This window comes from Rhizobium sp. 05L429 (assembly GCF_056397645.1).
This window is the reverse complement of record NZ_JBFTNV010000012.1, coordinates 170740-185141: the sequence shown is the minus strand read 5'-3', so window position 1 is coordinate 185141 and position 14402 is coordinate 170740. Positions and strand designations below refer to the sequence as shown.

The window sequence follows — 14402 nt, the reverse complement described above, 5'->3', positions numbered from 1 at the left end:
GTCTATGAGCACGCAGTCGCTTCTCATCTTTCTGCTGATCGGTCTGGTCGCGGGCTTCCTTGCGAGCCTGGTCGTCGGCGGGGGTGGGTTGATACGGTGCCTCCTGAGCGGCATCATCGGMGCGTTCGTGGGCGGGTTTCTGTTCAATGCTCTGGGGATTTCGCTGGGCATTGAAAATGCATTGGTGGTTCAGATCATCCACGCCACTGTCGGCGCCATCGTTGTGGTGCTGATCGCAAGGGCGATAGCGTAGGGCATTAAGAAATATGGAAGGCATCGGCTGGATTTCGGCAATCATCGTYGGCGGACTTGCGGGCTGGCTCGCAGGAAAGCTGATGGAAGCGCGCTACGGCATTCTGCTGAACATCGTGCTCGGCATTGTCGGCTCGGTCGTCGCCACCGCCATCCTGGCGCAGTTCCATATCGAGGTAGCCGGCGGAAGGTTCGGCTACTTCGTGACGGGCTTCATCGGCGCCTGCCTGCTGATATTCTTCGCGCGGCTGGTTCGAAGATAGGGCGCGAAGACAGGGCGCATCACCGTTGAGATCGAAAGATTTGAATTACGGCGTGATGCGCAATATGACAATCCGGGCCGCATGGAGCGGCGGAAAGTTGAACTGACATGGTCACCATCCTCGACACGATCAATCCTGACGTAAAGCGTGTGCGGCATCCGGAAAAGGCGCATCGCCCGGATACGGAAGTCCTGCGCAAGCCGGAATGGATCCGCGTGAAGGCGCCGACCTCGAAAGGTTATGCCGAAACCCGCTCGATCGTGAAGGAAAACAAGCTCGTCACCGTCTGCGAAGAAGCGGGCTGCCCGAATATCGGCGAATGCTGGGACAAGAAGCACGCCACCTTCATGATCATGGGCGAGATCTGTACGCGCGCCTGCGCCTTCTGCAACGTCGCGACCGGCAGGCCGAACGCGCTCGACATGGCGGAACCGGAGAATGTCGCCAAGGCCGTCAAGCAGATGGGCCTGAGCCACGTCGTCATCACCTCTGTCGATCGTGACGATCTGGAAGACGGCGGCGCCGAGCATTTCGAAAAGGTGATCTGGGCAATCCGCGCCGCTTCACCGCTGACGACGATCGAGATCCTGACACCCGACTTCCTGAAGAAGCCCGGTGCCTTGGAGCGCGTCGTCGCCGCCAAGCCCGACGTCTTCAACCACAACATGGAAACGGTGCCCGGCAACTACCTGACAGTCCGGCCCGGCGCCCGCTACTTCCACTCCATCCGCCTGCTGCAGCGCGTGAAGGAACTCGACCCGACCATGTTCACCAAGTCAGGCATCATGGTCGGGCTCGGCGAAGAGCGCAATGAAGTGCTCCAGCTCATGGACGACCTGCGCACCGCTGATGTCGACTTCCTGACGATCGGCCAGTATCTGCAGCCGACCCGCAAACATCACGCGGTCATGAGCTTCGTTACGCCGGAGGAATTCAAATCCTATGAGACGGTCGCCTATACCAAGGGCTTCCTGATGGTTGCCTCCAGCCCCCTGACCCGTTCTTCCCACCATGCCGGCGACGACTTCGCCCGGCTGAGGGCTGCCCGCGAGAAGAAGCTGCTGATGGCAGCGGAGTAAGAGCCTACCCCTTGTTTTTGATGGGACCGCGGCGCTTTTCGCCGCGGTTTTTCTTTGTGCGGTTGACTGTCATCACCAGTTCACGCGAAGCAGTTAGCAAGCACGCCGTTCTTCGCGGTCGAGCCTGCGTGCGAAGGCGATCCTGTCTAAAGCGAGTTTGCCATGCATCAAGTGACGACGTCGCCTGAACCCATTCGTGCGGTCTCTATTGCCGAGGCTACAGCCATCATTCCCCGTGCCGAACGCATCCTGATTTTTGGTTGCTCCGGCACTGGTAAGTCGACACTTGCCCAGGCGCTCGCAAGCCGTTTAAAGCTGACCTACGTGTCCATGGACCGCGACATCTTCTGGCTGCCCGGTTGGAAGTTGCGACCACGCGAAGAATCCGTTCAACGGATCCGCGACGCCGTGGCAGGTGAACGCTGGATCATGGACGGCAACAGCCCGAGCACATTGCCAATCCGACTGGCGCGCGCCGATATGGTGCTCTGGCGGCGGCCGCCGCGCAGCGTTGCCGTGCGCGGCGTGCTCGGTCGTTGGTGGAAATATCGCGGCCAGACCCGACCGGAAATGGCGCCAGGCTGCCCTGAGCAGATCGATCTGCAATTCCTGCAATACATCTGGACGTTCGAAAAGCGAGAGGCGCCGCAATTCGAGGCGATGCTGGCAAGCCACGGCCGTGGYATCCCGGTTCTGACGCTCGAGTCCTTCAGGGAGAGCGACGAACTGCTTTCCCTGCTGCCTGCTTAAACGGGTAAGAAGGTACTCGCAATGGAACGGCAAACCGACGATGCAATCCACTATGTGGACGACGCCTTTGGCGCCGGGCATATCCGCAATGCAAGGCGCATCATGGTCATCGGCTGTTCGGGTGGCGGCAAGTCGACGCTTGCACAGAAGCTGGCGCACAGTTTCGACCTGACCTATTTCTCGATCGACCGCGATATTCTCTGGCTGCCGGGTTGGGTGGAGCGCAGCAGGGAGGAGCAGCGTGAGCGGATCGTCGAAAGGATTGCCGGCGAGCGCTGGATCATGGATGGCACCAATCCCTCCACGTTCGATATCCGCCTGCCGCGCACCGATATCGTCATCTGGGTCCGGATGCCGCGCCTGCTGTGCGTCTGGGGAGTCGTGACCCGCTGGCTGAAGCATATCGGCCGCACACGCCCGGAAATGGCACCCGGCTGCATCGAGAAGGTCGACTGGCAGTTTCTGGAATTCATCTGGACTTTCGAGAAAAAGTTCTTGCCGCGCGTGACATCAGCGATTGCTGCCCACGGACCGCATGTGCCCGTTTTGCAGGTGAAATCCCGCCGCCAGATGCGGGCGCTTCTTGATCTTCTCGGTGTGCCGGCTTAACTGCGCTTCATGCCGCAATTCGAAACGCATCGCCCTGTACCGCACACGCCCGACCAGATGTTCGACCTCGTCGCAGATGTCGAGCGCTATCCGCAATTCCTGCCGCTCTGCGAAGCCCTCTCGGTGAAGAACCGCAAGGAGCGTGACGGCAAGGAGCTGCTGATCGCCGACATGACGGTCGGCTACAAGGCGATCCGCGAAACGTTCACGACCCAGGTCCTGCTCAACAGGCCCGAGCGCGTCATCGACGTCAAATATATCGACGGTCCGTTCCGCTACCTCGACAACCGCTGGCGGTTCGTCGAGGCTGATGGAGGCGGCTGTACGGTCGATTTCTTCATCGACTATGAGTTCAAGAGCCGCATTCTCGGCGCGCTCATGGGGTCAATGTTCGACAGGGCCTTCCGCATGTTCACGGACGCCTTCGAAAAACGGGCGGCGACGATCTACAGCTGACCAGGAAAGGCTTTAACTCAGCGATCGAAGAAATGGTCGAAAATCTGCGTCGCGGGATAGGCGTAGGAGCCACGGTCGGTGAAGCTGTAGCGATAGAGGCAGCCTCTGAGCGCCGCATTGTAAATCAGACTGGTGGTATCAGGCGATCCGCGATAGCCCAGCGCTTCCGGCTGGCAGCGGCGGAGCGCATGGTCGTATTTGCGCAGCAGAAMGGGGTCGGAATCCACCCGCACGCCACCATAAACCTGATAGTTGGATGGTGCTTCAGCCGCCGAAACGCAGGCGAGGCTCAAGACGACACCGATGCATGCCAAGTATCTCATTTGACCGTTCCTTCAAAATCGGCTCTTGCCTACACGCGGCAGAAACCGAAATTCCTGCCTTTTGTTCCTTCACTCAATATCACGCAATTTCAATAACCATTTGAAGTGCAGTCCGGATTGTTGCCAGGCGGATTTCCGTGCGGCCAATGTCGCCGTAAAGCATCTTACGATGGACGAGCTTACCCGAACGTGATTTCGCCGCAAGATGTACCAACCCGACAGGCTTTTCGGGCGATCCGCCGCCGGGGCCGGCAATGCCTGTCACGGCTACCGCCAGCTCGGCGCGCGAGCGGAAGAGGGCGCCATGCACCATCTGCAGCGCCGTCTCCTCAGAAACTGCGCCGAAGTCGCTAAGCGTTTTGTCCTGCACACCGAGCATCTGCATCTTGGCAATGTTCGTATAGGTCACGAAACCACGGTCGATGACGGCCGACGATCCGGAGATTTCCGTGAGCGCGCCGGCAATCAGGCCGCCGGTGCAGGATTCCGCCGTCGAGACCATCAGGCCGGCATCCGTGAAATCGCGGATGATGCTTTCCGCCATTGCAGTGATGTCAGCAGGAAACAGGCTCATCGCTTTCTGCCTCCATAGACGACGGTCGCGGTTGCGATCGCGGCGATACCTTCGCGGCGGCCGACGAAACCGATCGTCTCATTGGTGGTGGCTTTCACCGAGCAGCGCTCGATGTCGATGCCGAGAAATTCGGAGAGATTGGCGCGCATGACCTCGCGATGCGGCCCGACCTTCGGCGCTTCGGCAATCAGTGAGACATCCGCATTGGTGATGGTGCCKCCGTGATTGCGCACGATCTTTGCGGCATGTTCGATGAAGATGCGGGAGGCGGCACCCTTCCATTGCGGATCGGACGGCGGGAAATGATCGCCGATATCGCCGGCACCGCAAGTGGCCAGCAGCGCATCCGTCAGCGCATGCAACGCGACGTCAGCATCCGAATGGCCCTTGAGCTTCTGGTCATGCGGAATGAAAACGCCGCAGAGCGTCACTCCATCGCCGGGCTCGAGTTGATGCACGTCATAGCCGTTGCCGGTGCGCACATCGGGAACATGCGCGCCCGACAGCTTGTCGTCGGCCATGGCTATATCGCTCCGGACTGTCAGCTTGACGTTGGTAGGTGCGCCTTCGATGACGGTCACGGGGATATCGAGCCACTCGGCGATCGACGCATCGTCGGTGAAATCCGTCCTGCCGCTGGCGGCGGCCTTCTCATGCGCGTCGAGGATGGTGGCAAAGTCGAAGGATTGCGGCGTCTGAGCCGCATAGAGCTGGTCGCGCGGGATGGTCTTGACCACGATCCCATCGCTTCCTGCCTGCTTCAGCGTGTCGGCGACCGGCGTTGCCGGAAGGACTGCGGGCGCGCCCGCCGAAAGCGTATCGGCGATCCGGTCGAGAAGCTGGTGATCAAAGAAGGGGCGCACCGCATCATGGATCAGCACATGGCTAACGCCCTTGTCCTTGAGGTGCCGCAGGCCGGCCAGCACGGATTGCTGCCTTGTGGAACCGCCATGAACCGTCTCGATCGGCGTTGCGGAGATGATGTGCCGGAACGCTCTTGCAAAGAGTGCTTCGTCATCGGGGTGGATGACGACGACGATGTGCGTCGCTGATTCCCATGTCATAAAGTTTTCAAGCGTATGAACGATAACCGGCTTGCCGCCGACCATCCGGTACTGCTTGGGGCCTTCCTCTGACGATCCGGCGCGTTCGCCGCGGCCCGCCGCAACGACGACAATTCCAGCCGATATCGGTTGCTTAGTATGYATTTGCAGCATAAATCCCTGAAATACGCGGAATGGATGTCAGTTGCTCTATCGTCTTGCTCGGACCTTTTCCAGCATTTGCCCAAAAAATATCAATTCGGTCTCGACCCTCTTGGCAAGCCGCAGAACTATGGCTAAAAATAATGCAGTTACATGGTGTGCCTGAAAGATAATCATTTGATTTCCAAGGATCTCGCAGCGCCTTTCCGAATCGGACCCGTGTCCGTGCGGAACCGCGTTGTGCTTGCGCCCATGTCGGGTGTCACGGACATGCCGTTCCGCGAGCTGGCCTGGCGTTATGGCGCGGGCCTCGTCGTCACCGAAATGGTGGCAAGCCGGGAACTGGTGAACGATACCGCCGAATCCTGGTCGCGCCTGCGGGCTGCCGGCTTTCGTCCGCACATGGTTCAACTCGCCGGCCGCGAGGCACACTGGATGGCTGAAGCCGCCAAGGTCGCGGCCGATCATGGCGCCGATATCATCGACATCAACATGGGCTGCCCGGCCAAGAAGGTTATTGGCGGCTATTCCGGTTCGGCGCTGATGCGTGATCCCGATCACGCGCTTGGTCTTGTCGAGGCGACGGTCAAGGCGGTCGATATCCCGGTAACGCTGAAGATGCGCCTCGGCTGGGATGAGAACTCCATCAATGCGCCGCATATTGCAAAACGTGCGGAAGAGGCGGGCATCCAGCTCATCACCATCCATGGCCGCACCCGCATGCAATTTTATCAGGGCAGGGCGGATTGGGATGCGATCCGGCCCGTACGCGATGTCATTTCCGTGCCGTTGATTGCCAATGGCGATGTCGAGACGTCTGAAGATGCGCAGGAGATTCTGCGCCGTTCCGGCGCCGATGCCGTCATGATTGGCCGAGGCTCCCAGGGCAGGCCTTGGCACGCCGGCGTTCTTGCCGGTGCTCGCGAACCGTCGCGCGAGGAGATCGCCGCAATTGCCGTCGAGCACTATCGCATGATGCTGGAATTCTATGGCGAGGCCGTCGCCGTCAGGCATGCCCGCAAACATCTCGGCTGGTATCTGCAGCGCTTTGTGCCGGATCTGTCCAGCGAACAAAAGGCTGCGATCATGACATCGCGCGATCCTGACGATGTCATCGCCCGCTTCGGCGATGCGATGGCCGCAGATGCATTTGAACGGCGGGAGGCGGCATGAGCACAGACGTCACACCTTCATCCGAGAATGCGGTCAATGCTGTCGCCATGGCAGTGCTGAACGCCATCCAGAATCCGGTCGTCATGGTGGATGAGGGCGGCTTCATGGTCTTTGCGAACTGGGAGGCGGAAGCCTTCTTCGGCGCCAGTGCTGCTCATCTTTCCCGCTATCGCATCTCGACTTTCATTCCCTTCGGCAGCCCGCTTCTGGCGCTCATCGATCAGGTGCGCGAACGCAAGGCGCCGGTCAACGAATACCGGGTGGACCTGAGCTCGCCCCGCCTCGGTCAGGACAAGCTCGTCGATCTCTATGTGGCCCCCGTCGTGACCGAGCCGGGTTCGGTGGTCATCGTCTTCCAGGAACGGTCGATGGCAGACAAGATCGACAGGCAACTGACGCATCGTGCTGCTGCGCGTTCGGTCACGGGTCTCGCCTCCATGCTCGCGCATGAGATCAAGAACCCGCTCTCCGGCATTCGTGGCGCCGCCCAGCTTCTCGAACAGTCCGTCATCGATGACGACCGCGCGCTGACCCGGCTGATCTGTGACGAGACGGACCGTATCGTCTCGCTTGTCGATCGCATGGAAGTGTTTTCCGACGAACGGCCGGTCGACCGCGTGCCCGTCAACATCCATTCCGTCCTCGACCATGTGAAGGCCGTTGCCAAGGCAGGCTTTGCTCGCAATATCCGCGTGACCGAGAACTACGACCCCTCGCTGCCGGCCGTTTACGCCAATCGCGATCAGCTCGTTCAGATCTTCCTCAATCTCGTGAAGAATGCCGCCGAGGCCGTCGGCGATCGCCAGGATGGCGAGATCATCCTGACGACGGCCTATCGTCCCGGCATCCGGCTGTCTGTCGCCGGCACGCGCGAGAAAATCTCGCTGCCGCTGGAATTCTGCGTCATCGACAATGGTCCCGGCGTGCCGACGGACCTGCTGCCGCATCTTTTCGACCCCTTCATCACCACCAAGACGAATGGCAGCGGTCTCGGCCTTGCCCTCGTTGCCAAGATCATCGGCGATCATGGCGGCATCATCGAATGCGACAGTCAGAACAACCGCACGATTTTTCGCGTCCTCATGCCGGCCTCCAAGGATGCCTCGCTTGATGATGCCGGTATTGCAAGCTCGACAGGACCCAATAGATGACAGCTACGATCCTCGTTGCAGATGACGATGCGGCCATCCGCACGGTGCTCAATCAGGCCTTGAGCCGCGCCGGTTATGATGTGCGCATTACCTCCAATGCCGCAACGCTGTGGCGCTGGGTGTCGGCCGGCGAGGGCGATCTCGTCGTGACCGACGTGGTCATGCCTGATGAAAACGCCTTCGATCTTCTGCCCCGCATCAAGAAGGCGCGGCCGGACCTTCCGGTTCTCGTCATGAGCGCGCAGAACACCTTTATGACGGCGATCAAGGCATCGGAAAAAGGCGCCTATGACTATCTGCCGAAGCCTTTCGACCTGACCGAACTGATCGGCATTATCAGCCGGGCGCTCGCCGAACCGAAGAGAAAACCCGCCAAGCTCGACGACGACACACAGGATGGCATGCCGCTCGTCGGCCGTTCGGCGGCGATGCAGGAAATCTACCGCGTTCTCGCTCGTCTCATGCTGACGGACCTGACGCTGATGATCACCGGCGAATCCGGCACCGGCAAGGAATTGGTCGCCCGCGCGCTGCATGACTACGGCAAGCGCCGCAACGGCCCTTTCGTCGCCATCAACATGGCGGCCATCCCGCGCGATCTTATCGAATCCGAGCTTTTCGGCCACGAGAAGGGCGCCTTCACCGGCGCGCAGACCCGCTCCACCGGCCGTTTCGAACAGGCGGAAGGCGGCACGCTGTTCCTCGATGAAATCGGCGACATGCCGATGGATGCTCAGACACGCCTTCTGCGCGTGCTGCAGCAGGGCGAATATACGACTGTCGGTGGTCGCACGCCGATCCGCACCGATGTGCGCATCGTCGCGGCGACCAACAAGGATCTGAAGCAGGCGATCAACCAGGGCCTCTTCCGCGAGGATCTCTATTATCGCCTCAACGTCGTGCCGCTCCGCCTGCCGCCGCTGCGCGACCGCGCGGAGGATATCCCCGACCTCGTCCGTCATTTCGTCCAGCAGGCCGAAAAGGAGGGCCTCGGCTCCAAGCGTTTCGACCAGGAAGCGCTGGAACTGATGAAGGCCTATGCCTGGCCGGGCAACGTGCGCGAGCTGGAAAACCTCATCCGCCGCCTGATGGCGCTTTATCCACAGGATGTCATCACCCGCGAAATCATCGATGCCGAGCTTCGCTCCGATGTTCCAGACAGCCCGATCGAGAAGGGGCCGATCCGCAGCGGCACGATGACGATCGCCCAGGCGGTCGAAGAAAACATGCGCACCTATTTCGCGAGCTTCGGCGAGAACCTGCCGCCGCCCGGCCTGTATGACCGCGTACTGACGGAAATGGAATATCCGTTAATACTTGCAGCACTGACGGCCACCCGCGGCAACCAGATCAAGGCGGCCGATCTCCTGGGCCTGAACCGCAATACGCTGCGCAAAAAGATCCGCGAACTTGGCGTTTCCGTCTACAGAAGCTCGCGCACAGCCTGACCTTCGACCTTGACATTGTGGCGAAGTGCGTTGCATTTTCGCCACAATGCGTTGCTTAAAGGTCACGCATAGGGTTTGGACATTTGCCCACGGTCGAGTCGTTTGAGCGCCGGTTTTTCGTAAACCGGCGGCTTTCGGTTTCTATTGAATGCGGCAATCGAAGAGAGGCTGGATGAACGAGGAAGGGGTGTCGGCGGAAACGGCGAACGAGGCGGTGACAATGGTGACCGACCGTCGTGCCCTGTTTGCCGTGCCCGGCCTGGTGCTTGCCGGCGGCGCGCTTGTCTGCGCGACCGTAACGCTCTTCGTGCTGCTCGGCGTAACGCCGATTGCCCCGACCTCGCACGTCGTCATCGGCTCCGTCGTCATCAATTCTTTCTTCGTGCTCGGGCTTATCGCGCTAATCGGCCGCGAGTTTGCGCGGCTTTTCAAGGCCCGTACACGCGGCCGCGCCGCCGCACGCCTGCATATCCGTATCGTCGTGCTCTTCTCGATCGTCGCGATCACGCCGGCGATCCTTGTGGCGATCTTTGCCAGTATCACGCTGAATGCCGGCCTTGACCGCTGGTTTGCGCTCAGAACCCAGGCGATCGTCAGTTCGTCCCGCAATATCGGCCAGGCCTACATGCTGGAAAACGCCAGCTATCTGCAGGGTCAGACGGTTTCGATGGCAAACGATCTCGAGCGTAACCGCGCGCTCTACAGCCTGGACAAGACTGGCTTCGGCGAGTTGATGACCCGTCAGGCAAGGGGCCGCGGTCTTCTCGGCGCCTTCCTTGTCGAGCGTGACGGCTCGGTGATCGTCCAGGCCGATATCACCACGGAAAAGCCGCTGCCCGCCATCCCGCAGGATGCACTGGAGAAGGCGGCCGCCGGCCAGCCGACGCTCATTCCGCCTGGCGTAACGAACCTCGTTGGCGCGATCATCCGGCTTGAGACGATACCCGGAACCTTCCTCTATACGGTGCGCGCGGTCGACCCCAAGGTCATGAATGCCATGCGCATGATGGAGGAGAACGCCACCGAATACCGATCCATGGAGGCCGGCCGCGTTTCGCTGCAGATCGCCTTTGCGGTTCTCTATATCGGTTTTGCGCTGATCGTGCTGCTTGCGGCGATCTGGACCGCAATTGCCGTGGCCGATCGTATCGTGCGACCGATTCGCCTGCTGATTACCGCTGCCGACAGCGTCGCATCCGGCAATATGGATATCGTCGTACCCGTTCATGCGGTCGATGGCGACGTCGCCAGTCTTTCGCGCACCTTCAACAAGATGATCTCGGAAATCCGCACGCAGCGCGACGAGATCCTTGAGGCGAAGGACGAGGTAGATGACCGCCGCCGCTTCATCGAGGCCGTTCTGTCGGGTGTCACCGCGGCCGTCATCGGTGTCGAGCAGGACCGGCGCGTCACCATCGTCAACAGTTCGGCCGAAACGCTGATGGCACTGCACGCTGACGAGATGCTTGGAAGGCAGCTGTCGGAAGTCGCGCCTGAAGTGGATCAGGTGCTGACGGAGGCGGCCTCACGCCACCGTGGCGATTTCCGCAAGCAAATCGCGCTGGTGCGTAGCGGCACGGTGCGCACGCTGAGCGTCCAGGTGACCCGCGAGGAAGTGCGCGATTTGAGCGAATCCTATGTCATCACGCTGGATGACATCACCGATCTCGTCATTGCTCAGCGCTCCACCGCCTGGGGCGATGTCGCCCGCCGAATCGCTMACGAGATCAAGAATCCGCTGACGCCGATCCAACTGTCGGCCGAGCGTATCCAGCGTCGCTACGGCAAGCAGATCGACGAGAATGATCGCGCCGTCTTCGACCAGTGCACGGATACGATCATCCGCCAGGTAGGCGATATCGGCCGCATGGTCGACGAGTTCTCCGCATTTGCCCGCATGCCGAAGCCAACGAAGGAGCCGAGCGATCTGCGCTCCATCCTCCACGACGCGATTTTCCTGCGGGAGATGGGCAACAACCATATCGCCTTCCTGCAGGACCTCGGCGAGGAGCGGCTGGAGGGCATGTTCGACAGCCGCATGCTGGGGCAGGCCTTCGGCAATCTCATCAAGAACGCCGTGGAAGCGATCGAGGCCGTGCCGAGCGAGGAGCGTGAAGAGCGCAAGATACTCGTGCGCACCTCCCTGGACGAGGCGCGCGACCGCTTTACGGTCGATATCATCGACAATGGCCGCGGCCTGCCGGTCGAGAACCGCCACAGCATTCTGGAACCCTATATGACGATGCGCGAGAAGGGCACCGGCCTCGGCCTCGCCATCGTCAAGAAGATCATCGAGGAACATGGCGGGCAGCTCGAACTGCATGATGCGCCCGCAGATTTCGACCAGGGAAGAGGAGCCATGATCCGCGTGCATTTGCCACGCCGGGATGTGGCCACAGCCTTGGCAGCCAATGACAAGGAAAGCGTTTATGGCCTCTGATATTCTCGTCGTCGACGATGAGCATGACATTCGTGAGATCGTCGCCGGTATCCTGTCGGACGAGGGCCACGAAACCCGCATGGCCCATGACAGCGATAGCGCGCTCGCAGCGATTTCAGATCGCGTGCCGCGTCTCGTCTTCCTCGATATCTGGATGCAGGGCAGCAAGCTCGACGGCCTCTCGCTGCTGGACGAGATCAGGACGCGCCATCCCGAGCTCCCGGTGGTAATGATCTCCGGCCACGGCAATATCGAGACGGCTGTCTCTGCCATCAAGCGAGGTGCCTTCGACTTCATCGAAAAGCCGTTCAAGGCCGACCGCCTGATTCTGATTGCCGAGCGCGCGCTGGAAAATTCCAAGTTGAAGCGCGAGAACATCGAGCTGAAGCGCCGCGCCGGCGATGCGCTTGAGTTGATCGGCACGTCGGTCGCCGTTTCGCAGCTGCGCCAGACGATCGAAAAGGTCTCGCCCACCAACAGCCGCATCATGATCCTCGGCGCATCCGGTTCCGGCAAGGAGCTGGTGGCACGGATGATCCATAAGAAGTCGGCCCGCGCCAACGGTCCTTTCGTCGCCATCAACGCTGCCAACATCACGCCGGACCGTATGGAAGTGGCGCTGTTCGGCACTGAGGGCGCACCGGGGCAGGCGCGCAAGATCGGCGCGCTGGAAGAGGCTCATCGCGGCATCCTCTATCTCGACGAAGTTGGCGAAATGCCGCGCGAGACGCAGAACAAGATCCTGCGCGTGCTGGTCGACCAGCAGTTCGAGCGTGTCGGCGGTTCCAAGCGCGTGAAGGTCGATGTGCGCATCATCTCCTCGACCGCCTATAATCTGGAAAGCCGCATCGCCGAGGGCTGGTTCCGCGAGGATCTCTATCATCGCCTCGCCGTCGTGCCGGTTCGCGTACCGCAGCTTGCCGAGCGCCGTGAGGACATTCCGTTCCTTGTCGACCAGCTCATGCGCCAGATTTCCGAACAGGCAGGCATCCGGCCGCGCCGCATCGGCGATGACGCCATGGCCGTGCTGCAGGCCCACGACTGGCCGGGCAATATCCGCCAGCTCCGCAACAATATCGAGCGGCTGATGATTCTTGCCCGTACCGACGGTCCGGATGCGCCGATCACGGCGGATATGCTGCCGACCGATCTCGGCGACATGCTGCCGAAGGTTTCGGCCAAGAACGATTATCACATCATGACGCTGCCGCTGCGCGAAGCCCGCGAGATGTTCGAGAAGGATTACCTGATCGCCCAGATCAACCGCTTCGGCGGCAACATCTCCCGCACGGCCGAATTCGTGGGCATGGAGCGCTCGGCGCTGCACCGCAAGCTGAAGTCGCTCGGCGTCTGACTTTTTTCCGGCGCGGCTCATGTGGCGCAGGCTCCTACCTTTTGCCCCCCAAGCAGGTTTTCAATGCCAAGAATCGCCTATGTGAATGGACGCTACGTGCCGCATTCCGACGCCGCGGTGCATATAGAGGACAGAGGCTATCAGTTCGCTGATGGCGTCTATGAAGTCTGCGAAGYCCGTCACGACCTGATTGTCGACCTTACCCGGCATCTGAACCGGCTCGACCGTTCGCTGGGGGAACTGCGCATCGCCTGGCCGATGAGCCGTGCGGCGTTGACCCAGGTGATTCGCGAGACGCTGCGCCGCAACCATGTCCACAACGGCCTTTTCTACTTGCAGGTAACGCGCGGCGTTGCCCGCCGCGACCATGTCTTTCCCGCCGAAGGGACGCCGCCATCCATCGTCATCACTGCCAAGAGCACGGATCCGTCTGTTATCGCGAAAAAGAATACGACCGGCATCAAGGCGATTACCATTCCCGACAACCGATGGGACCGAGTCGACATCAAGACAGTCGGACTGCTGTCGAACGCTCTCGCGCGTCAGCAGGCGAAGGAAGCCGGCGCTCAGGAAGCAATCTATATCGACGCGGACGGCATGGTGAAAGAGGGGGCCGCGACCAACGTATGGATCGTCGATGCCGACGGTACACTGGTAACGCGACCTGCCGAACATGGCATCCTGCGCGGCATCACCCGCACGACTCTGATCGACKTCGCAGCCAAATTGGAGGTTGATATCGTCGAGCGGAAATTCTCCGTTTCGGAGATGATGGCCGCCCGTGAGGTTTTCATCACCGCGGCTACAAGCATTTGTTTTCCAGTGGTTTCCATTAACGGACAGGCGATTGCGAATGGTCATCCGGGAAGCCTCTCGCAGAATATTCGGGAAGCCTTTTTCGACGTTGCGGAAAAGATTACGATTTGATACCAAGATTTGCTGGGCAGGTGGAATGAGGGTGCCACCTGCCTTGCTGATGAGGTTGATTGATATTCTACCGGCTTGATCAGGCCGGCAATAAAGAAAGAAGCGGCGCGATGGCGGAACGTTCTCAGAATCTGCAGGACTTATTTCTCAATACTGTACGCAAGCAAAAGATTTCCCTGACAATCTTTCTGATTAACGGCGTGAAACTCACGGGTGTTGTCACCTCTTTTGACAATTTCTGTGTTCTTCTTCGCCGTGACGGCCATTCGCAGCTCGTGTATAAACACGCGATCTCGACCATCATGCCTGGTCAGCCAATGCAGATGTTCGAGAGCGAAGAAGCAGCGTCCTAACCAAGGCCAGCCGTCATTTCGACACGCGATACAAAGAACGATTCC

16 protein-coding genes are annotated in these 14402 nt (G+C 60.3%); 13 read left to right on the top strand and 3 right to left on the bottom strand.

The window, feature by feature from the left end:
- From AC1DNW_RS15415 to AC1DNW_RS15390, 6 genes are all read left to right on the top strand, one after another.
- A partial coding sequence (locus tag AC1DNW_RS15415) for a GlsB/YeaQ/YmgE family stress response membrane protein (RefSeq protein ID WP_477853382.1) occupies positions 1 to 253 on the top strand: 253 nt, incomplete at its 5' end.
- A gap of 13 nt (positions 254 to 266) precedes the next feature.
- Positions 267 to 515, top strand: a complete 249-nt coding sequence (locus AC1DNW_RS15410) for a GlsB/YeaQ/YmgE family stress response membrane protein (protein WP_113295615.1) — start codon at positions 267 to 269, stop codon at positions 513 to 515.
- Positions 516 to 622: 107 nt separating this feature from the next.
- On the top strand, positions 623 to 1594 hold the full coding sequence (gene lipA / locus AC1DNW_RS15405) for a lipoyl synthase (RefSeq protein WP_113310142.1): 972 nt from the start codon (positions 623 to 625) through the stop codon (positions 1592 to 1594).
- A 162-nt stretch (positions 1595 to 1756) separates the two neighbouring features.
- Positions 1757 to 2344, top strand: coding sequence for an AAA family ATPase (locus tag AC1DNW_RS15400; protein ID WP_113310141.1), 588 nt, complete (start codon positions 1757 to 1759; stop codon positions 2342 to 2344).
- Positions 2345 to 2365: 21 nt separating this feature from the next.
- On the top strand, positions 2366 to 2953 hold the full coding sequence (locus tag AC1DNW_RS15395; protein WP_113310140.1) for a GTPase domain-containing protein: 588 nt from the start codon (positions 2366 to 2368) through the stop codon (positions 2951 to 2953).
- Positions 2954 to 2962: 9 nt separating this feature from the next.
- A complete protein-coding gene (locus tag AC1DNW_RS15390) occupies positions 2963 to 3409 on the top strand; it encodes a type II toxin-antitoxin system RatA family toxin (RefSeq protein WP_113310139.1) in 447 nt (148 codons plus the stop codon).
- Between the two features lie 17 nt (positions 3410 to 3426).
- On the opposite strand, the gene AC1DNW_RS15385 is transcribed toward AC1DNW_RS15390, so the two are convergent.
- The 3 genes from AC1DNW_RS15385 to AC1DNW_RS15375 form a co-directional block, all read right to left on the bottom strand.
- Positions 3427 to 3732: a hypothetical protein gene (locus tag AC1DNW_RS15385; RefSeq protein ID WP_477853379.1), complete on the bottom strand. Its 306-nt coding sequence runs from the start codon at positions 3730 to 3732 to the stop codon at positions 3427 to 3429.
- Between the two features lie 79 nt (positions 3733 to 3811).
- On the bottom strand, positions 3812 to 4306 hold the full coding sequence (locus tag AC1DNW_RS15380) for a CinA family protein (RefSeq protein ID WP_113310138.1): 495 nt from the start codon (positions 4304 to 4306) through the stop codon (positions 3812 to 3814).
- A complete protein-coding gene (locus tag AC1DNW_RS15375; RefSeq protein ID WP_477853377.1) occupies positions 4303 to 5523 on the bottom strand; it encodes a bifunctional 2-C-methyl-D-erythritol 4-phosphate cytidylyltransferase/2-C-methyl-D-erythritol 2,4-cyclodiphosphate synthase in 1221 nt (406 codons plus the stop codon). The genes AC1DNW_RS15380 and AC1DNW_RS15375 overlap by 4 nt, the downstream gene beginning before the upstream one ends.
- Before the next feature lie 141 nt (positions 5524 to 5664).
- Between AC1DNW_RS15375 and dusB the strand changes: the two genes are divergently transcribed.
- From dusB to hfq, 7 genes are all read left to right on the top strand, one after another.
- Positions 5665 to 6684 carry a tRNA dihydrouridine synthase DusB gene (gene dusB / locus AC1DNW_RS15370; protein WP_113310136.1) on the top strand — a complete coding sequence of 340 codons (1020 nt, stop codon included), beginning with the start codon at positions 5665 to 5667 and terminating at the stop codon, positions 6682 to 6684.
- Positions 6681 to 7835 carry a two-component system sensor histidine kinase NtrB gene (locus tag AC1DNW_RS15365; RefSeq protein WP_113310135.1) on the top strand — a complete coding sequence of 385 codons (1155 nt, stop codon included), beginning with the start codon at positions 6681 to 6683 and terminating at the stop codon, positions 7833 to 7835. The genes dusB and AC1DNW_RS15365 overlap by 4 nt, the downstream gene beginning before the upstream one ends.
- Complete coding sequence (ntrC, locus tag AC1DNW_RS15360; RefSeq protein WP_113295605.1) at positions 7832 to 9283, top strand: nitrogen regulation protein NR(I); 1452 nt, start codon at positions 7832 to 7834, stop codon at positions 9281 to 9283. The genes AC1DNW_RS15365 and ntrC overlap by 4 nt, the downstream gene beginning before the upstream one ends.
- Positions 9284 to 9455: 172 nt before the next feature.
- A complete protein-coding gene (locus AC1DNW_RS15355) occupies positions 9456 to 11723 on the top strand; it encodes a sensor histidine kinase NtrY-like (protein ID WP_477853374.1) in 2268 nt (755 codons plus the stop codon).
- Positions 11713 to 13077 carry a nitrogen assimilation response regulator NtrX gene (gene ntrX, locus AC1DNW_RS15350; protein WP_113295603.1) on the top strand — a complete coding sequence of 455 codons (1365 nt, stop codon included), beginning with the start codon at positions 11713 to 11715 and terminating at the stop codon, positions 13075 to 13077. Before AC1DNW_RS15355 ends, ntrX begins: the two co-directional genes overlap by 11 nt.
- A gap of 63 nt (positions 13078 to 13140) precedes the next feature.
- Positions 13141 to 14004 (top strand): D-amino-acid transaminase, encoded by an 864-nt coding sequence (locus AC1DNW_RS15345; RefSeq protein WP_477853372.1) that lies wholly within the window; start codon positions 13141 to 13143, stop codon positions 14002 to 14004.
- A gap of 110 nt (positions 14005 to 14114) precedes the next feature.
- Positions 14115 to 14357: an RNA chaperone Hfq gene (gene hfq, locus AC1DNW_RS15340; protein ID WP_003539403.1), complete on the top strand. Its 243-nt coding sequence runs from the start codon at positions 14115 to 14117 to the stop codon at positions 14355 to 14357.
- Positions 14358 to 14402 lie beyond the last annotated feature (45 nt).